This window comes from Arenibacter sp. 6A1 (genome assembly GCF_012272855.1).
In the GTDB taxonomy this organism is placed as follows: Bacteria; Bacteroidota; Bacteroidia; order Flavobacteriales; family Flavobacteriaceae; genus Arenibacter.
Genome location: NZ_JAAXCQ010000005.1, coordinates 260,498 through 278,989, shown reverse-complemented (window position 1 = coordinate 278,989; position 18,492 = coordinate 260,498). Strand labels below are relative to the sequence as shown.

16 protein-coding genes are annotated in these 18,492 nt (G+C 41.6%); 11 read left to right on the top strand and 5 right to left on the bottom strand.

Going from position 1 to position 18,492, the window contains the following annotated elements; all coding sequences use genetic code 11:
* Positions 1 to 618: 618 nt before the first annotated feature.
* The gene (locus HCG49_RS06525) at positions 619 to 2,427 is read right to left on the bottom strand and encodes a M61 family metallopeptidase (protein ID WP_168468731.1); all 1,809 of its coding nucleotides are present in this window, start codon (positions 2,425 to 2,427) and stop codon (positions 619 to 621) included.
* A gap of 103 nt (positions 2,428 to 2,530) precedes the next feature.
* On the opposite strand from HCG49_RS06525, the gene HCG49_RS06520 reads away from it, so the two are divergent.
* The 10 genes from HCG49_RS06520 (at position 2,531) to HCG49_RS06475 (ending at position 12,974) form a co-directional block, all read left to right on the top strand.
* Entirely contained in the window at positions 2,531 to 3,712 is a 1,182-nt protein-coding gene (locus HCG49_RS06520) for an aminotransferase class I/II-fold pyridoxal phosphate-dependent enzyme (protein ID WP_168468730.1), read from the top strand.
* An 80-nt stretch (positions 3,713 to 3,792) separates the two neighbouring features.
* Positions 3,793 to 4,176: a putative signal transducing protein gene (locus tag HCG49_RS06515; protein ID WP_168468729.1), complete on the top strand. Its 384-nt coding sequence runs from the start codon at positions 3,793 to 3,795 to the stop codon at positions 4,174 to 4,176.
* 1 nt (position 4,177) lies between these two features.
* On the top strand, positions 4,178 to 4,795 hold the full coding sequence (gene bioD / locus HCG49_RS06510) for a dethiobiotin synthase (RefSeq protein ID WP_168468728.1): 618 nt from the start codon (positions 4,178 to 4,180) through the stop codon (positions 4,793 to 4,795).
* Between the two features lie 279 nt (positions 4,796 to 5,074).
* Complete coding sequence (gene bioA / locus HCG49_RS06505; protein WP_168468727.1) at positions 5,075 to 6,343, top strand: adenosylmethionine--8-amino-7-oxononanoate transaminase; 1,269 nt, start codon at positions 5,075 to 5,077, stop codon at positions 6,341 to 6,343.
* Between the two features lies 1 nt (position 6,344).
* Positions 6,345 to 7,517 carry a beta-ketoacyl synthase N-terminal-like domain-containing protein gene (locus HCG49_RS06500; protein ID WP_168468726.1) on the top strand — a complete coding sequence of 391 codons (1,173 nt, stop codon included), beginning with the start codon at positions 6,345 to 6,347 and terminating at the stop codon, positions 7,515 to 7,517.
* A 157-nt stretch (positions 7,518 to 7,674) separates the two neighbouring features.
* Positions 7,675 to 8,253: a hypothetical protein gene (locus tag HCG49_RS06495; protein ID WP_168468725.1), complete on the top strand. Its 579-nt coding sequence runs from the start codon at positions 7,675 to 7,677 to the stop codon at positions 8,251 to 8,253.
* 4 nt (positions 8,254 to 8,257) lie between these two features.
* Positions 8,258 to 9,679 (top strand): flotillin family protein, encoded by a 1,422-nt coding sequence (locus HCG49_RS06490; protein WP_168468724.1) that lies wholly within the window; start codon positions 8,258 to 8,260, stop codon positions 9,677 to 9,679.
* A gap of 626 nt (positions 9,680 to 10,305) precedes the next feature.
* Positions 10,306 to 11,400: a biotin synthase BioB gene (gene bioB, locus HCG49_RS06485; protein ID WP_168468723.1), complete on the top strand. Its 1,095-nt coding sequence runs from the start codon at positions 10,306 to 10,308 to the stop codon at positions 11,398 to 11,400.
* Positions 11,401 to 11,510: 110 nt separating this feature from the next.
* Positions 11,511 to 12,380 (top strand): cupin-like domain-containing protein, encoded by an 870-nt coding sequence (locus tag HCG49_RS06480; protein WP_168468737.1) that lies wholly within the window; start codon positions 11,511 to 11,513, stop codon positions 12,378 to 12,380.
* Between the two features lie 96 nt (positions 12,381 to 12,476).
* Positions 12,477 to 12,974: a DUF6646 family protein gene (locus HCG49_RS06475; protein WP_168468722.1), complete on the top strand. Its 498-nt coding sequence runs from the start codon at positions 12,477 to 12,479 to the stop codon at positions 12,972 to 12,974.
* A gap of 250 nt (positions 12,975 to 13,224) precedes the next feature.
* Here HCG49_RS06475 and HCG49_RS06470 read toward each other — a convergent pair whose 3' ends face one another.
* Complete coding sequence (locus HCG49_RS06470) at positions 13,225 to 13,707, bottom strand: regulatory protein RecX (protein ID WP_168468721.1); 483 nt, start codon at positions 13,705 to 13,707, stop codon at positions 13,225 to 13,227.
* A 267-nt stretch (positions 13,708 to 13,974) separates the two neighbouring features.
* Here HCG49_RS06470 and HCG49_RS06465 point away from each other — a divergent pair, with 267 nt between their 5' ends.
* Positions 13,975 to 14,940: a DUF1080 domain-containing protein gene (locus HCG49_RS06465; protein ID WP_168468720.1), complete on the top strand. Its 966-nt coding sequence runs from the start codon at positions 13,975 to 13,977 to the stop codon at positions 14,938 to 14,940.
* 140 nt (positions 14,941 to 15,080) lie between these two features.
* Here the strand turns inward: HCG49_RS06465 and HCG49_RS06460 are convergent, their stop codons facing one another.
* The 3 genes from HCG49_RS06460 to pnuC form a co-directional block, all read right to left on the bottom strand.
* Positions 15,081 to 15,380, bottom strand: coding sequence for a hypothetical protein (locus tag HCG49_RS06460; protein WP_168468719.1), 300 nt, complete (start codon positions 15,378 to 15,380; stop codon positions 15,081 to 15,083).
* A 216-nt stretch (positions 15,381 to 15,596) separates the two neighbouring features.
* On the bottom strand, positions 15,597 to 17,696 hold the full coding sequence (locus tag HCG49_RS06455) for a DUF4301 family protein (protein ID WP_168468718.1): 2,100 nt from the start codon (positions 17,694 to 17,696) through the stop codon (positions 15,597 to 15,599).
* On the bottom strand, positions 17,651 to 18,289 hold the full coding sequence (gene pnuC, locus HCG49_RS06450; RefSeq protein ID WP_168468717.1) for a nicotinamide riboside transporter PnuC: 639 nt from the start codon (positions 18,287 to 18,289) through the stop codon (positions 17,651 to 17,653). The genes HCG49_RS06455 and pnuC overlap by 46 nt, the downstream gene beginning before the upstream one ends.
* Positions 18,290 to 18,492: the final 203 nt, after the last annotated feature.

The window sequence follows — 18,492 nt, the reverse complement described above, 5'->3', positions numbered from 1 at the left end:
CCGCCGCCTTTTTTTAAGAGTCCCTTCATGAAAATGAAGGGACTTTTTTTTTGCCCTTCCGCAAAGTAGTTCCGCAAAGTAGATCCGCAAAGTCTCCCGACTTTGAGCGCCATCAAACCTCAATGTTTCAATAGTAATAAAACCACCATACCGCCAAATCCTGCTTCTAGGACATTTCTTTTTATGTTCCTATAACATACTTTAGGCCAGTTCCCTTTTATCAAATACAGCTTCTTATGCTACTCGGTACAAGCGTGACACTCGCACTAACGGTCAATTTCTTTGTAATTCAACAAATTGTTACACTATTACATTACGCAGCAATTAAATCAACTCATTTTTAAATTCCCGAATTCCAGAATTATTTCATTTTACCTTGTTACATTAATTAATTGGTACATTTTTTACCTTGTTTACTGATAATTGGTTATTGTTAATTGTTTCCTGTGTTAGGGATCGCAGCGGCATCCCCGCAGCAGGGCAAGGGATACAGCGAAGAGCCCGCCCGACGCAGGAGGGAACACCCAAATTAGAATAGGCAACCACAACCCACAAAAAAAAGTGCTCCATAAAATCCTAGGACCTTATGGAGCACTTTTTAAATATATGTAGTTGTGACTATTCTACCTTCAACCAGGCTTTTCTAGCTTTTAATGCTTTTCTAGAGGGTTTGTTGCCCTCTTTTTCCATCAGATGGATGCTGTAGGCAGGGTTGGCTCCTAAAACAACTTTGGTGGTCTTACGGACGCCATAGCGGGTGTAGGCAACAGTAAGGGTATCACCTACTTTATACTGATCGATGAGCTCATTAAAACTTTGGCCTTGGGTCAATGGCATATTATTAATGCTGGTAATGACATCGCCGCTAGACAAGGCTGCAGCATAGGCAGGACCGCCAATACTGGGGTTGCGCTGAATGATACCGCTTCCAAATTGGTTGACGGATACACTGGCTCCAAAATAAGGCTTGTCCAAGTGCTGTTTTAATACCACGCCTACCGAGGCAAATAAGTTTTCATAATCGGGCATACCGCTTTGGTAGATATAATTATTAAAAAATTGGTCGCTAAAATCCTTCCCGGCATATTGTGTTAGGGTTTTATGCAGGTCGGTTACGGTATAGGGAATTTCATCTTTGCCATAGTTTTGCCACACCAATTTCATATAGTCGTCTAAATTTAATTTCTCCTGTCTTAGGGATAGGTCCAAGGCAAGTCCCAATACGCTTCCGTAAGAGTAGTAAGAGATAAAGGTATTTTCCCTGTTTACAGGATCTACTGAGGTTGCGGCATCTACAAAAGGAGCCTGATAGCTCATTTCAATAGGATTAAAGAACTGTCTGGCGGGAGAAGTCCATACGTAATTAAAAGTACCCGTAATACCTTCTACATATTGCGCTGGGGTAATGATACCTGCTCGGCAGAGAATAAAATTAGTGTAGTAGCTGGTAAAGCCTTCGGCAAACCACAGTTCCCCGCTCATATTGGCTCCGGCATAATCAAAGGGCTCCAAAGATTGTGGTCGTATACGCTCTACGTTCCAGCCGTGGAAAAATTCATGGGAAACGGTACCGATGTTATTTTTCATACCCCCTTCTTCCAATCCTTCGGTATCGGTAAGAATGGTAGAATTCCTATGTTCCATTCCGTCTCCGGAGGCATTTGGAATATAACATGCCAAAAAGGTATACTTGTTAAAATCGTATTGTGGCAATTCTCCGAAAACGTCTCGCTGTGCAAGGACTATCTTTTTTACTTGTTCAAAATAGGTGTCTAAGGCGGCTTCGGTGCCGTTGTGGTGAAGGACAAATTCTATGGTTTGGGTGGTACCATTGTCTTCTACTTCAAATTGGCGGATGGCATGGTTGCTAATTTCGACCGGACTATCCATAAAGTACTGAAAGTTGGGTGCGGCAAAGCTTGTTGCTGACAACTGCTGCATTTGTGTAGCCACTTTCCAGTTCAGGTCTTCTCGTACCTTAAAATCTACTTTTATATCGCGTTCTGTTAGTTCAGGGGCATACATAAAGGTGGCCGGAATATTTAAATGGGCATGGGTTTCATCGATCTGGGCATAGGTACCATCGCCGCGATTGGCAAAAAGGGTGTAGCTAATGGTTACTTCCCCGTTATGTTCCAGAATATCCCATTGGTAGGGATTGGGGCGTTGTATTTTTAAAAGCTTCCCGTTACTATCGGTAGCCTTAAAATTGTAAACGTTTTTTGCAAATTCGTGTATGGCATAGCGCCCTGGGGAAGAACGTCCCATACGTACCGACAAAGTACCGGGAGCCAAATCCGGGAAAGTAGCCTTTATTTCGGCCTCATGGTGAACCGCATTTTCAAAAGAGATGCTATATTGGTTGGTTTGTGCCTTTACATTTGCGGTAAGGACAAGGAATAAAATACTTAAAAAAATATTTTTCATAAGAGAAATACGTTGTTATAGATTTTTTTTAGCTAGACGTTATTTTTAATAACAGTGCGAGGCGAATATACTATTTAAAAAGAGGAAATGCTACATTTGTACTATGGTGGAACTTCCAAAACGGTTACAGATAAAATTATCGGAAAGGGCGACTAACAATGCGTTGCGCCAACTTCCTATCGGGAATCATTTAATAGATTTCTCGTCCAATGATTATTTAGGTTTTGCCAGGGACGAGGCCGTTTTTAAGAAGGCTTCCGAAATACTGCGAAACGAAGGTATCTGTGCCAACGGAGCCACAGGCTCTAGACTTTTAACAGGAAACTCCGAGCTCTATGGGCAGCTAGAAACCCAATTGGCCAAATTTTACGATACCGAGGCTGCTTTGGTCTTTAATTCGGGTTACGATGCCAATATCGGATTTTTTTCTTCAGTGCCCCAAAGGGGCGATGTGGTTTTGTACGATGAGTTATGCCATGCGAGTATCCGCGATGGGATAGGGATGAGCCATGCGCAACATTATAAATTTAAGCATAACGATGTTGAGGACCTGTACCGGAGTATAGAACGGGTTAAAAGCAAGAATACTGACAGCACCATATATGTTGTCACCGAATCGGTATTTTCCATGGATGGTGATGCCCCGGATTTAGAAGCTTTAGCGGTTTTATGTAAGGCTAATGGCTGTTATTTGGTGGTTGATGAAGCCCATGCCGTTGGGGTATATGGTGAAAAGGGCGAAGGATTGTTGCATCAGTTGGTGCAACAAGATAAGGTATTTGCCAGAATTATAACTTTTGGAAAGGCTATGGGCTGCCATGGCGCCGCCATCTTGGGCAGTGAGGCTTTAAAAAGTTATTTGGTGAATTTTGCCCGAAGTTTTATCTATACTACTGGTTTGCCACCACATTCCTTGGCTACTATCTTAGCAGTTCATCAATGCTTGGAGAACAACGAACAAGAGGGACAACCTTTTGCAGGGATACAAGCCCTTAAAAATAATATTCAATTTTTTAACGCTCGGCTTACTGCCTTGGGCTTGGAGCAACATTTTATACCTAGTAATTCGGCTATCCACTGCTGTTTGGTGCCCGGAAACGAGCAGGTGAAGTATTGGTCGGGTCAATTACGAGAGAAAGGCTTTGATGTGAAACCTATTATGTCTCCTACCGTACCCAAGGGGCAGGAACGATTGCGGTTTTGTATTCATAGTTATAATTCCGAAAATCAAATTAATAGCCTGTTGTTACATTTAGAGATGTTGGTTCACTTGTCTGAAAAATAGGTCAAAAGTCAAGTTTTATATGCAAATTGACATATTTATTAATATCTTAAGCTTGTAAAAGAATTTAGGCAATACATCAAATGGAATATCAATTTTTTACCCTTGCTGCCTTTGAATATTTTGCCGATGTGCAAGTAGTGAAAGGACGATTAGAATCTGAAGGAATTCCTGTTTTCCTAAGGGACGGGAACATCCTAAATTCAGATCCTATGATCAGCCATGCCATTGGTGGCGTAAAATTACAAGTGTATTCTAGCGATCGTGAGAGAGCCCAGGAAATTTATAATGAAATAAGGGCTTATGCCATGGATGATGATGGTAATTTACGAACATGCCCCAATTGCAAAGCTCAAAAAATGGAAATCTATTACCGAAGGAGCAATGTATTCTACAAACTGTTTCCCTTTTTTGAAAAGAAAAAGTACAAATGTCTTAAGTGCGAATTTATAACTAAACCCCAGTAATATGAAGCAGTTTTTTGTAACCGGAATATCGACCGATGTAGGGAAGACCCTAGTAGCAGCCATATTGACGGAAGCCTTGGAAGCAGATTATTGGAAGCCCGTACAGACTGGAGCCTTGGAGGATTCCGACAGTGCAACGATAACCCGCCTAATTTCGAACGATAAAACGGTTATACATCCCAATAGCTACTCCTTTAAAGCTCCTGTAAGTCCGCACGAGGCAGCAGCCTTGGAAGGGGGGTATATAGACCCGAATAACATACATGAGCCCGAGACCGATAACGATTTGGTGATCGAAGGTGCCGGTGGATTGTTAGTGCCATTGAACGATTGCGATACCATCTTAGACCTTATCATGCCGGCTTATAAAGTCGTCGTGGTTTGTAACCATTATTTAGGAAGTATTAATCACTCGCTATTGACCATTAATTGGTTGTTGGGTAAAGGGTATGATGTTTCCATAGTGTTTAATGGAGAACCTAATAAGGCTTCAGAAGATATTATCCTTAAAAAAACCGGAGTGTCGGTATTGGGAAGGATAAAAAGAGAGCCTATTATAAATAAGGACATTGTTAAAGCTTACGCCAAAGAATTTAGAAAGGCCTTGGTAGTGGCATAAATATCTGCCACACTTGAAAACCATCATAAACATCCACCTTTTTTTATAAAAAAAGGGTGGATGTTTTGGTATTGGCAGTTTTATCGAGGATCCCGGTATTGGGTATTTTTTAAAAACGGGCTATTTAAATTGAGGAGTGTAGGTATTGAGGGGCCACTTATTAGGATAAGGCAGCTATAGGCATCAAAAATTTTCGTTCCCTATAAAAAGTCAAAAGGGTGGTTTTGTTTTTATCATTATTCCCCATCTTTGTAGGGATATTTTAAAACTGTACACCAATTGAAAAGTCTTTCAGAAAGAGATCAGAAGCATCTTTGGCACCCCTTGACCCAACATAAGCTACATTCTAAAATGCTTGGGATTGTCAAGGCAAAGGGAGCGGTATTATTCGATGAGGCCGGAAAAGAATATATCGATGGAATTTCATCGTGGTATACCTGTATGTATGGTCATTGCAACGATTTTATCATTGAAAGGGTATATGCCCAAATGCAAAAACTAGATCAGGTGGTCTTCAGTGGTTTTACCCATGAACCGGCGGTAGCCCTTTCGGAGGCCTTGATACAAATACTACCTGGCAATCAGGAGAAACTATTTTTTTCAGACAATGGTTCCACGGCTACCGAGATCGGTATAAAAATGGCCTTACAGTACCATCATAACCGTGGAAAAAAGCGCTCTGTGTTATTGGCTTTCGAGGACGGTTTCCACGGAGATACTTTTGGGGCTATGTCGGTTTCTGGATTATCGGTCTATAATGGCCCTTTTGAAGACTATTTTATAGATGTAAAACGCATCCCGGTACCCACCAAAGAGAATATCGATAGTATAATCGATCAGTTAATTAACGACATCGATCTGGATACTATCGCCGGATTTATCTACGAACCCTTGATACAGGGGGCAGCTGCCATGAAGATGCACGATGCGGTCGGGTTGGAAAAAATATTGGCATTGGTGAAATCTAAAGGGGTATTGGCCATTGCCGATGAAGTAATGACTGGCTTTGGAAAAACCGGAAAGCATTTTGCCTCTGATTATTTAGAAGTAAAACCAGATATTATCTGTATGTCCAAGGCACTAACGGCCGGCTTGGTCCCAATGGCTATTACCAGTTGTACCCAGGAAGTATACGACGCCTTTTATAGCGACGATATTGCCAAAGGGCTTTTTCACGGGCATACCTATACGGCAAACCCATTGGCCTGTACTGCGGCTTTGGCCGGATTAGAATTGCTGGTCTCAGATGAAATTCAAGAAAATATAGCCCGCATTATGGAATGGCACCAAGACTTTGATGCCGAAATAAAAAACCATCCAAAAGTGTCGGCTACTAGGCAAACAGGTATTATTTATGCCTTGGATCTAGATGTACAAATGGAGCGATACGGTAATTTAAGGGACCGCTTGTTTCAACATTTTATGGATAGCGGGGTGTTCTTGCGCCCATTGGGGAATACCGTTTATATATCGGCACCTTATGTGACCACAAAGGCACAGATGGATAAAATTTATACGAGTATTAAAGCTGCATTAGAATTTTTGTAATATGACGAACGAACCTATTTCCATTACCGCCATTGCCTCTGTATCGGCCTTGGGACTATCGTTACAAGAGGCTTGGGATAATTACAAATTGCAGCAGCATTTTTTACAGGAAAAACAAATAGGGGATACCCTTGCTTGGGTGGCCGGTTTGCCCGAACATGCAAAAGCAGCCATTGAGAAATTGGAAGCCTCCGATTCTAAATACAGTAATCTGGACGATACCGTGTTATTTGCGCTCCTGGTTTCGCGCATGGCTATGGACCAAGCGGGCTGGACAGGGCAAGATAATTTTGGGATCAATATAGGATCGTCTCGTGGTGCCACGGCCTTGTTTGAAAAATACCACCGCGAGTTTTTAGAAGAAAACCAATCTTCTACCTATGCGTCACCAACGACTACCTTAGGGAATATCTCTTCTTGGGTGGCCCACGACCTACAAACCCAGGGTCCGGAAATTTCTCATTCCATCACCTGTTCTACTGGGCTGCATTCGGTTTTGAACGGTATTGCTTGGATTAGGGGCGGAATGGCCAATAAGTTTTTGGTAGGTGGGAGCGAGGCGCCATTGACTCCGTTTACCATTGCCCAAATGAGGGCCTTAAAGATATATTCCAAGATGGACCCCACGGAGTCCCAAGGATTTCCTTGTAGGGCCTTGGACCCGCACAAAAAACAAAATACCATGGTATTGGGCGAAGGAGCATCGGTAGCCTGTTTGGAAAAGGGAATAACGGACAATGCTTTGGCTATAATAACGGGCATTGGCTATGCCACCGAACCTTTAGAACACAATATATCGATCTCCACGGATGCCATTTGTTTTCAACGCTCCATGAAAATGGCCTTGGGAGATTTGGCTGCAGAAGAGGTAGATGTGGTGGTTATGCATGCCCCAGGTACTATTAAAGGAGATAGGGCCGAAGTGCTTGCTATCGAGAAAATATTCGGAGAACGCCTTCCGGCACTGACCACCAATAAATGGAAACTGGGACACACCTTTGGTACTTCTGGTATGCTCAGTGTAGAGTTGGCCGTATTAATGCTACAATATCAAGAATTTATAGGAGTCCCTTTTGTCTCTCATGAGACGCTACCAAAAAAGATCCGCAAAGTAATGGTGAATGCCGTAGGTTTTGGCGGTAATGCCGTGAGCATTCTTCTTAGCAGGGAATAAGGCCACAATTTCTGTCAAAGGTTAGGAGAGTGCCCAGCTTTAATTTGGGCACTCAATAAAGCATAGCTTATTTTACTTACAAAATAAGCTCGACTTTCTGTATGAAATACTGTTTTTTGTTTATCTTACCTACACCTAACCAACATACTACAGAATTATGGCACAATGGTTCGAGGCCTTTACGCTATTCGAAAAAATTTATTGGGCAATCGCCGGAATCTCATCGGTTATATTGTTCATTCTGCTTATCCTTACCTTAATTGGCGGTGAAACCGACGGTTTAGATGGCGATGTAGATGTAGAAATTGAAGCAGATACCGGAATTGAATTCCAATTTTTATCCCTAAAAAACTTAATGGGTTTTTTTACCATTTTTGGTTGGAGCGGCATTGCGTGTTTAGAAGGTGGACTCTCCATGGGGCTCACGCTGCTAATATCACTCCTCTGCGGTTTGCTGATGATGTTCGCTATGGCTTCGCTATTCTATTATTTAGGAAAATTACAAAGTAGCGGTACCTTAAAAATAAAGAATGCGCTAAACCAAACCGGGGAAGTGTATATCACCATTGGTGCCAACCGCTCACAAATAGGGAAAGTCAGTATCAAAGTACAAGGCACCCTTCGCGAAATGGAAGCCTTGACCGATGAAGAAAAGGATCTGGTCATGGGCAATGTGATACGGGTAAAGGACATTACCGATAACGGACTACTAATTGTTGAATTACTAAATAAATAACCCTATGCTTTTATTTCCCTTGCAGTTGGGCGGTTCTGCCGCTTTACTAGGTATTGGCCTTGCCATTCTATTCTTTTTTATTATTGTAATTTCCTTTATCAGGCGCTATAAACGATGTCCTTCGGACCGCATTTTGGTGGTCTACGGAAAGGTGGGTACCGGCAATTCTGCTCGCTGTATTCATGGAGGGGCTGCTTTTATCTGGCCGGTTATTCAGGACTACGAGTTTTTAGATCTTACCCCCATTTCCATAGAGGTAAATTTGGTCAATGCTTTGAGCAAGCAAAATATTAGGGTAAATGTGCCTTCTAGATTTACCATTGGGATATCTACCGAGCCGGGGATTATGCAGAATGCCGCCGAGCGTCTTTTAGGACAGGGCATGCAACAGGTTCAAGATTTGGCCAAGGAAATTATTTTCGGTCAATTGCGTTTGGTAGTGGCATCTATGGATATAGAGGAGATAAACTCGGATCGGGACAAGTTTCTGACCAATATTTCCAAGAGTGTAGAGTCGGAACTGAAGAAGGTAGGTCTAAAACTTATCAACGTTAATATTACCGATATCGTAGATGAGTCGGGTTATATAGAGGCCTTGGGGAAAGAAGCGGCGGCCCATGCCATTAATGCTGCCCGTAAATCGGTAGCCGAAAAGAACCGAGACGGATCTATTGGGGAGGCCAATGCGTTACAGGATGAACGTACGCAAGTAGCGGCGGCCAATGCCCAGGCCGTAGAGGGCGAGAATACGGCAAAAATTGCAGTCGCTAATTCCGATTCTTTACGCCGCCAAAGGGAAGCAGAGGCCGAGCGAACGGCGATTGCGGCCGAAAAGGTGCAGACCGCCAAGGCCTTGGAAGAATCCTATGCCGCAGAGAAAGATGCCGAATTGGCCAGGGCCGATAGGGAGCGCAGTTCACAGATGGCCGATATTATAGTACCGGCAGAAATAGACAAGAAAAAAGTAGAAATCGATGCCGAAGCCGAGGCAGAAAGAATCCGTAGACGTGCCAAAGGAGAGGCCGATGCTATCCTTTTTAAGGCACAAGCAGAAGCCCAAGGATTGTTTGAGGTATTGACAAAACAAGCCCAAGGGTTGGACGAGATTGTAAAGGCCGCAGGCAATAACCCCAAGGACGCCGTACTATTACTGATCGCCGATAAATTGCCGGAACTGGTGAAAACCCAGGCCGAAGCTATTAAAAATATTAAGATAGATAAGGTTACGGTGTGGGATTCTGGCGCCAATGGTGCCGATGGCAAGAATTCTACCGCCAATTTTATATCGGGCATGTACAAATCGGTGCCGCCATTGCAGGAAATGTTCAATATGGCGGGCATGCAATTGCCAGAGTACCTTAAGGGCAAGGGCATTGACGAAGCGGCAGATTCACAAACTCCAACAACGACCGATATCAAGGAATAGTAGTATAGCCCTGTAGGGATTGATAATTTTTTAGAAGATAGGTTTTGGGCGTTTCCCTAACGGGCCGCGCCCTTGGCTATATCCCTTGCGCTGCTGCGGGGATGCCGCCTCGGTCCCTAACGCAGCATTCCATTAACAATTTTCAATTAGCATTAATCAATTTGGGAAATGAAATGAGCATGACCGAAAACTGGCCGCAAGGACGAATGACGATATGCGAATTACATATGATCGCTAAAAAACAATAGCTATGTACATATGAAAATGAAGCAATTGGGGAAGAAGCCAAATAGGCTGGTACTGGTCTAAATTTTCTGTTATTCCCGATTGTTCATGGGAAAGTAGGCCCTAGAATATCGAAATAGAATATCGATTTTTATTATATCTGCAGATTATAGGTTATTTTTGACCCTTAAAACCAAGACGGCTTAGGGATTGCAGCGGCATCCTTTTCTTTTTTTTCTTTGGTGCCTAGTACTGAAATTGGAGAGAAAAAGAAAAGATATAGCGCAAAGCCCGACCGCGTTTTTTATTAATTGGATTGGGAAAAACAGGCCTTTTTAGGATTGTTTTTCTGCTATAAATAAGGATTAAAAAACGAGGGAAGCCCCAAGAACTAACTATTTATGAGCAAAGTAAGACATAACTGGACGAAACAGGAAATCTTAGATATTTATAATAAACCGTTTATGGAGCTGCTGTACGAGGCGGCGACCGTGCACAGGGAAAATCACGACCCCAATACAGTACAGGTATCTACTTTATTATCCATAAAAACGGGCGGTTGTCCGGAAGATTGTGGCTATTGTCCGCAAGCGGCACGGTACCATACCGATGTGGAAGGCAATGATCTAATGTCTGTTTCGCAGGTGAAAGCACAGGCTTTACGAGCAAAATCTACTGGTAGCTCTAGAGTATGTATGGGGGCAGCATGGAGAAACGTTAAGGACGGTCCTGAGTTTGAAGAGGTGTTGGAAATGGTACGTACCATTAACAAACTAGACATGGAAGTGTGCTGTACCTTGGGGATGTTGACCGAAAACCAGGCCCACCGTTTGGCCGAAGCTGGTTTATATGCCTATAACCACAACCTGGATACTTCCGAGGACTACTATAAGGATGTAATATCTACCCGTGCTTTTAAAGACCGTTTAGATACCATTGACAACGTTCGTAAGAGTAATGTGACCGTTTGTAGCGGTGGTATTATTGGAATGGGCGAGGCTTTGGAAGACCGTGCGGGAATGTTGGTAGCCTTGTCTACTTTAGATCCTCAGCCAGAATCTGTGCCTATTAACGCTTTGGTAGCGGTAGAAGGAACGCCAATGGCCGATTTGCCTCCGATCTCTATTTGGGATATGGTACGAATGGTCGCTACGACCCGTATTATTATGCCAGAGACCCAGGTGCGTTTATCTGCCGGACGTACGCAAATGAGCAGGGAAGGACAGGCAATGTGTTTCTTTGCAGGTGCCAACTCTATCTTTGCCGGTGATAAATTGCTGACCACTCCAAATCCGGATGTCAACGAGGATATGGAGATGTTTAAATTATTAGGATTAAATCCGCAAAAACCGTTTACCAAGGTATCGCAACCTAAAACGGTAGAAGCTGCGGATTCTGAATATGCTCCTATGGGCGAAAAACCAAAATGGACCCGACCAGGGCATACCATAGACCGTAACGAGGCTGCCAAACAAAAGGCTAAATCAGCGGAATAATATAAGGGCCTGTAAGGAAGTTTAAAAATTTCCCTACAGGCTTTACTTTTCTATAGCGTTAAAGCTGCTTTTAACTTTTGGTTTTTTTACTTTAGGGAAAAATTAACCACATTACTTTGAATTTAGAGGATATTCCAAGAGTAGCAACCATTACTAAGGACGATTTTCTCAATAACTATTTTAAGCCGCAGAAACCTGTGGTCATTGAAAAGTGTATTGAGGATTGGCCTGCTTATTCCAAATGGAACTTTGAGTATATTCGTCAGATAGCCGGTGATAAAATGGTGCCGCTGTATGACGATAGGCCTGTACATCATAAAGACGGGTTTAATGAGCCCCATGCTCGGATGAAAATGTCCGATTACTTGGATCTGTTACAGCGCGAACCTACAAAATACCGTATTTTTCTTTGGAACATTCTGAAAGAGGTGCCAGAGCTCCAGCAAGATTACCGCTACCCAGATTTTGGGTTGCGGCTTATGAAAACCTTGCCCATGCTGTTTTTTGGGGGTGCCAATTCGCATACCTTTATGCATTACGATATTGATTTGGCCAATATTTTTCATTTTCATTTTGAAGGAAAAAAGGAGGTAATACTGTTTTCACAATCCGAAAATAAGTACCTGTATAAGGTTCCCCATTCTTTAATAACCCACGAAAGCATTGATTTCTCAAATCCCGATTACGAGCAATGGCCGGCCTTACAAAAGGCCTCTGGCTATAAAACGCAATTGTCGCATGGAGAGCTGCTGTACATGCCAGAAGGGTATTGGCATTATATGAAATATATAACCCCTGGTTTTTCTATGAGTTTACGGGCCATTGCGCGAAACCCTGAAAATTTAGGTCAGGCATTTTACAATGTGCTTGTAATGCGGTATTACGACAATATGATGCGAAAATTTAAAGGACAGCAGTGGATAGATTGGAAAAACGAACAGGCCATAGAAAGAACGAATAAGCAGGTATCCGAATTGTAATTTGTAGCATTATAGATACATTTGTCAATTCAAATACCAGCTAATTCGCTAGGAGGTTTAGTACTAAAAGGATTATTAATAAAAAAACGACAACAAATGAAAAAACGATTATTATTTGCAGTATTACTTTTAAGTGTAGGGTTTGTTAGTGCACAGGCATACGAGGGAAAGGGAGATAGCAAGTTTCAGATAGGAGCGAACTTTCAGACCAACGGAACCGGGATAGTGACTACCTACGATTTTGGAATGGGCCAAAATTTTTCTATGGGTCTACAGGGGTCTTATATCTTGGGAGTCGAAAAAGCTATTGGTGCCGATTTTGGGGACCGTATGGATCTGAAGGCACGTTTTAATGCCAATTTAGGAAGTGTTATGAATTTAGGGGAAATGGTAGACGTGTATCCAGGATTGGACCTAGGGCTGAGGAATTTCGGAGGCCATGTAGGTATGCGTTACTTTTTTAGCGATGGCTTTGGGATTTATAGTGAATTAGGCTTTCCCTTGGCAAAATATAAAACGGAAAACTTAACGCCAGCCGAGGAGCTTAACAACCAAGTAGTATTTAGTATCGGAGCTTCTTTTAATCTAGATTAAGGAGGTATAATAAGGTAGGTAGTCCTGGGTTACAGCCTAGACTGGCCTAGGATAAAAAAGCATTGTTTAAAACTCCCTATATTATCGGTTCATGGGTTTTAGGCAATGCTTTTTTTATAGGTGATTTTGTGGTGTATCGGGGTGGTGACACTGGGTGCTTATAGATGACTTTTGCAAGCATAGCGCGTTACTAGGAGTAGCAATATTTTGGTAGGACAGACTTTATATAATGTCTTTATAAGGTGCTATTTTATTTATTCGGGACTAATTCAAATATCTTTTCATAGACCAAACTGCTTTCCCAGCCACGATACAGTAGGTAATCGGCCAGTTTTTTTCGGCATTTTTGTATGTCCTTTTCCCTTATTTCGGCCAATCGTTTTTTCGCAAGAGTATCTAAGGTAGTATAATAGGCTTCGGGCGTTATTTCTTCTAAGGCAACTTTGATATTAAATTTAGAGATGTCACGTTGTTTGAGCTCGTTGACAATTCTGTTCTTGCCCCATTTCTTAATATTGAATTTCCCCCTGGCAAAACTCCGCGCAAAACGTTCTTCGTTGAGGTAGTTTTCTTGGATTAAAAATGCTAGAATATGGTCTATGGCCTCTGGGATCATTCCCATTTGCTGTAGTTTTTGTTGTACCTCCTTATGACAACGGTCCTGATAGGCACAGTAGCTTTCGAGTTTTTTAGTGGCTTCGCTTAGGGTATATGTTTTTTTAGGTGCTATCATGTAATAGGGTTGGCCTTTGGGCAAAATTATCATTTTCGTTTTCAATACCGAATTCTTTTGCCTTAAACCTATGCCTTGGATAGCGGTTTTGTCTTTAAAAATAATAGGACGAGGGCTTGTCTCGCTTTATTTTATGAATAAGGAGCTATAGGGCCAATAGGAATGCTAAATAGTGGTTTTAAGGCTTATATTTTAGTTTGGGAACTTTTCATTTTATAATATTCGTTATATTCACGCTTGCAAATAATTAAAATAATGGTTTATATAATGAAAAGGACTTCTAAATTATTTTTAGCCGGATTAGGATTGGTTTTGGCTTCATTTTCCACGTCCGCGTACGGACAGGAAACAAAGCAGTTGGAAGGAAGATGGAATATGGTTATTTCCCAAGACGGAAAAGAGCTTCCTTCGTGGTTAGAAGTGCGGCATTCTGGATCGCACACCCTGGTTGGACGTTTTGTATATGCGATGGGTAGTGCCAGGCCTATTTCGGAAATAAAACTAGAGGGCGACAAGTTTAGTTTTTCCATTCCTCCACAATGGGAAGAGGGAAATTCCGATATGGTGTTTGAAGGTACTATGGATGGCGAGGCACTTAAAGGAACTATGTTGTACACAGATGGTAATACCTATGACTGGGTAGCCAACCGTGCGCCAAAACTGAAGTATACAGAAAAAATTGTTTGGGACAAACCTATAAAATTACTGAACGGGAAAGACCTAAGCGGATGGAAAGCCATGGGAGAAAACCAATGGGTGGTAGAAAATGGGATCTTAAAAAGTCCACAATCGGGTGCTAATTTGGTCTCGGAGGAGAAGTTCACCGATTTTAAATTACATGTAGAATTCCGTTACCCAGAAGGTAGTAACAGTGGTATTTACCTTCGTGGCCGATATGAGGTACAGATTATAGATAGTAAGGGATCTGAGCCTTCGGATATCCTTTTTGGAGGGGTTTATGGTTTTTTAGAGCCTAATGAAATGGCTGCTAAAAGTGCAGGAGAATGGCAGACCTATGATATTACCCTGATAGGAAGAAGAGTGACAATAGTGGCCAACGGAAAAACTATTATCAATGACCAAGTGATCCCTGGGATTACGGGTGGCGCTTTAGATAACAACGAGGCCGAAGCTGGTCCGTTTTTAATTCAAGGAGACCACGGTCCGGTTGAGTTTAGAAATATAGTGGTTACACCAATTAAGAAAAGCAGCACGAAGCTAAGTAAAAAGTAGGTTTCTTAAAGCTTGTAAAAAAAATGGATCTAGCGCTTTGGTGCTAGATCCATTTTTTATTGCCATTAAAAAAGACTGCCCTTTCGAACAGTCTTCTGCTAACAAAATAACCAAATATAATAAGTAGGTATATTATAAATTTAGGATTCAATCCAGTTGCCTTTGGCATCGGCATACAATTCTAATTCACTGCCGTTTTCCAAGCTTACTTCTAATTTGTACCCATCGGCATCATCTAGGTAAGCTTTTTCTATAATGGCTCCTGGATAATCTTTTTCCAAGGCCTTGATAATTGTTTTGGGTACCGATTCTATTTTTATTTCAGTATAGTCCATTCCGAATATTACTTCCATAATTCCGTCGTGAAAAATTGGAGGGGCAGCAGTTACATTGTGTAAACTTCCTATGGCCATTGCTGTTGCGAATACTAAACTTTTCATATGTATATTTTTTTGAGGGTGCTTATATTATTTCTTTCTATTAAAGGAATAACTGTGCCAATTATGAAAAGAGTAGTGGTATTGCTGTAAAGCCCATTGTATAAGGTGTTTACAGGGATTGGCTTGTTTTTACCTACTGTGTTAAAGTGTATACCAAAACAAAAAAGTGTGTAATAATTACACACTTTTTTGTTTACCAATATGTATCGTCTGGAGCTATTGCACCTGATGGGCTGGTTTTAATAAGTCGTTGACCGTTTTAACAGGGTTGAAGGTAATTAGGGGTACTTCTACAAAGATAGTATTCCAAAAGGCCATGGCGCCATTCCATAAACCGGGTAATTCCATGGCTTGCAATTCTTTGCCTTCTTGGGTTTTTTGGGTGATGAATCCTTGTTTACTATCCACAAAATCGAGTAAGTTATATTTTTCGCCTTTGTAATTTCGCACGCCACAAACAAGATCTACTGGATTAAAATGGGTAGCATTTTTCATGATATCCAATTGTTGCGGGTTGTTAGCATCTACTTGCGCCGATTCTATAATCTGAAGGGATATTTGGTTTTCTTGGTCCTTTACCCAAAAAGGTCCTCCTCCCGGTTCTCCTTCGTTTTTAACCATGCCGCATACACGAATAGGTTTGTTAATTTTTTCCTTTAAAAGTTGGGTTTGTGCTGAAAGGTCCAACTCTTTGTAATTCTCGGGAAAACGTACGTTTAGCTCTTTTTCTAGGAACGATTTTATTTTAGACAGGGTGTCTTCGGTAAGTTGGCCCTTGTCCAAAGTTTCGGCATATTTAAAGGCTTTGGATTGTAGTTCCATGAGGAAACCTGCCAATATTTTTTTAGATTTCTCAACTTCTTTCAAAAATCTTGGAACGACTACATTATCGATATTTTTGATAAAAATGATATCGGCATCCTGGTCGTTTAAATTTTCGATGAGCGCGCCGTGACCTGCTGGTCTAAATAAAAGAGAGCCATCCGGATTGCGGAAAGGGCTGTTATCCATATTTACGGCGATGGTATCCGTAGACGGTTTTTGAAACGAATAGGATACGGAAAAGGTGGTGCCAGTATTGGCAGACACCCTGTCTCCTGCCGTCTTAAACTCTTCTTTGAACATTTCGGCATGCTGTTCGGAAATAGTGAAATGTAGCTTGGCCGTGTTGTTTACATTGGCATAGGCGTCCGCCTCTTTTAGGTGTTCTTCAAAAGGCGTTTCGGTATGGTTGTCATACTTGTGAAAGGGCAATAGGCCTTTTGGGTAAAAACCAAAATTTAATCCCTCGGACAGTAGCATTTCTTTTACAAAAAGATGTTTTTCCTCATCTGGCGTCGCTGCTTTTCCTTTTATGCGATCTTGGATGAGGGTATAGAAGCCAAAATTCTCGTAGCCCTCGAAAAAGCGCTTGGCATCTTTATCGTTTGTTCTTTCCAAATAGGCATCAAAGGTTTCGTTTTTAGGATCGTAAGCATCCAAAAAGTTAAACATAGCCTTAAACATTCGCGAAGCAGCACCGGAGGCCGGTACAAATTTTAATAGGGATAAATTACCTATGGCCAGTTCAAATTGGTGCAGGTAATTTTCTTCTTCGGACGGTGAAAATTTAGAAATACCATTTCCTACTACGGCCGCTTTTTCTAGTTTAACAAAAGGAATACCTTCTTTAAAAGTAGCAATCTGGTCCAAGACCTTGCTCTCTGAGATACCTTTATTTTTTAATTGTAACTGATCGTCTTTAGAAAATTTCATTCTGCTCAATAGTTGGTTAATATGTGACACAGCCTTTGCCAGTCGGGTTTTTTTATCTCCTGACAATATAATAAAATTCCTACTATATTTTTCTAATGTTTCCTTGAAAAGTAAAAACATTTGCGCTCTATCATTGGGTTTGTCTCTTAAATCGTCTTTTTCCCAAGGAATATCTATATCTGTTAAGAAATATATATCGTACGTATTTTCTAGGGCGTGCTTTTCCAGCACCGGATCGCAATATCCTAAGTAGTAGGCTTCGGAATATACTTTGGTTTCCAAGAGGTCTGTATCGCAGATGAGTACCTCGGAAGCTTTTTTTGCCAAGGAGTTTTCTAGCCTTATTTGCCCTTCGGCAATGGGCAGTAAATCCTTAGGCTCACAGGTCTTGCGTTCATCGTTCCATTTGTTTTGTAAATACTCGCGCGCATATTCCGGGACCCAAACGGAATTATAGTGTTTTGCCAGTTGTCTGGATAAGGTTGTTTTTCCAGTAGATTCGGGTCCGAATAAAACTACTTTAATGAGGTCTGTTGGGTCTTGTTGATATCTTTTTTCCATGCATAATAACCTTGAACGGCCAATACTGTAAATATAAGGTATTGCAAGGAAAGTATCCCAAGTCCACGATAGGCGTACAGGGGTATCGTAATAATATCGGCAATAATCCAGAGGGTCCAATTTTCCAATTTCTTTTTGGCCATATACCACATGGCCGTAAAGAACAAGCCGGAAGTGAAAATATCGATATAGTTGACCGTCTCTATTTCCTGCTCAAAGCCTATATATACGGCATACGTGATTACAACAGTGAGCAAAAAAAGTACTATCCCTATTGATTTTTCTTTGTTAGTGGTTCTCGTTATGGAGAGGACAGCCTTGTCGCCTTTTTTTCTGCTCCAATTATACCAGCCGTAAATACTCATTAAAGAATAGTAGAAATTCAGGGTCATATCGCCGTAATAGCCGGCTTTATAGAGAAGGTATACGGATATTGCGGTAGCCACTAAACCTGTAGGGAATACTAGAATATTTTTTTTCTTGGCGTAGATAACACTGGCAATCCCAAAAAAGAAGACGAAGGATTCTAGGAAGATGTCATAAAGGGGAGTGGTGCTATAGGGGCCTAAAAAAAAGTCTATAATGGATTCCATAAACACTTCTATAAGATTTTGCGATCTTCAGCCATAAGTGGTCGGGTCAGTTTCGAAGGCTGAGGTTGAGTTTTCTGTGTTGCTGGACCCGTCCGAATTATATTATGCGCGACATCATTTGAAGGCTGCTGGATTATAAAGTAGGCTATCTTAAGGGCTATCGGTGTAAAGCAAGATACCTCTATATTGCTTACAAAGCCTGT

What these genes read in the sequence shown, in the direction of transcription:
- HCG49_RS06490 (WP_168468724.1), top strand. Translation starts at nt 8,258, where the DNA reads ATGCTTTTATTTCCCTTGCAGTTGGGCGGTTCTGCCGCTTTACTAGGT.
- HCG49_RS06495 (WP_168468725.1), top strand. Translation starts at nt 7,675, where the DNA reads ATGGCACAATGGTTCGAGGCCTTTACGCTATTCGAAAAAATTTATTGG.
- bioD (WP_168468728.1), top strand. Translation starts at nt 4,178, where the DNA reads ATGAAGCAGTTTTTTGTAACCGGAATATCGACCGATGTAGGGAAGACC.
- HCG49_RS06520 (WP_168468730.1), top strand. Translation starts at nt 2,531, where the DNA reads ATGGTGGAACTTCCAAAACGGTTACAGATAAAATTATCGGAAAGGGCG.
- HCG49_RS06515 (WP_168468729.1), top strand. Translation starts at nt 3,793, where the DNA reads ATGGAATATCAATTTTTTACCCTTGCTGCCTTTGAATATTTTGCCGAT.
- HCG49_RS06455 (WP_168468718.1), bottom strand. Translation starts at nt 17,696, where the DNA reads ATGGAAAAAAGATATCAACAAGACCCAACAGACCTCATTAAAGTAGTT.
- HCG49_RS06500 (WP_168468726.1), top strand. Translation starts at nt 6,345, where the DNA reads ATGACGAACGAACCTATTTCCATTACCGCCATTGCCTCTGTATCGGCC.
- HCG49_RS06470 (WP_168468721.1), bottom strand. Translation starts at nt 13,707, where the DNA reads ATGATAGCACCTAAAAAAACATATACCCTAAGCGAAGCCACTAAAAAA.
- bioB (WP_168468723.1), top strand. Translation starts at nt 10,306, where the DNA reads ATGAGCAAAGTAAGACATAACTGGACGAAACAGGAAATCTTAGATATT.
- HCG49_RS06525 (WP_168468731.1), bottom strand. Translation starts at nt 2,427, where the DNA reads ATGAAAAATATTTTTTTAAGTATTTTATTCCTTGTCCTTACCGCAAAT.
- HCG49_RS06460 (WP_168468719.1), bottom strand. Translation starts at nt 15,380, where the DNA reads ATGAAAAGTTTAGTATTCGCAACAGCAATGGCCATAGGAAGTTTACAC.
- HCG49_RS06465 (WP_168468720.1), top strand. Translation starts at nt 13,975, where the DNA reads ATGAAAAGGACTTCTAAATTATTTTTAGCCGGATTAGGATTGGTTTTG.
- pnuC (WP_168468717.1), bottom strand. Translation starts at nt 18,289, where the DNA reads ATGGAATCCATTATAGACTTTTTTTTAGGCCCCTATAGCACCACTCCC.
- HCG49_RS06475 (WP_168468722.1), top strand. Translation starts at nt 12,477, where the DNA reads ATGAAAAAACGATTATTATTTGCAGTATTACTTTTAAGTGTAGGGTTT.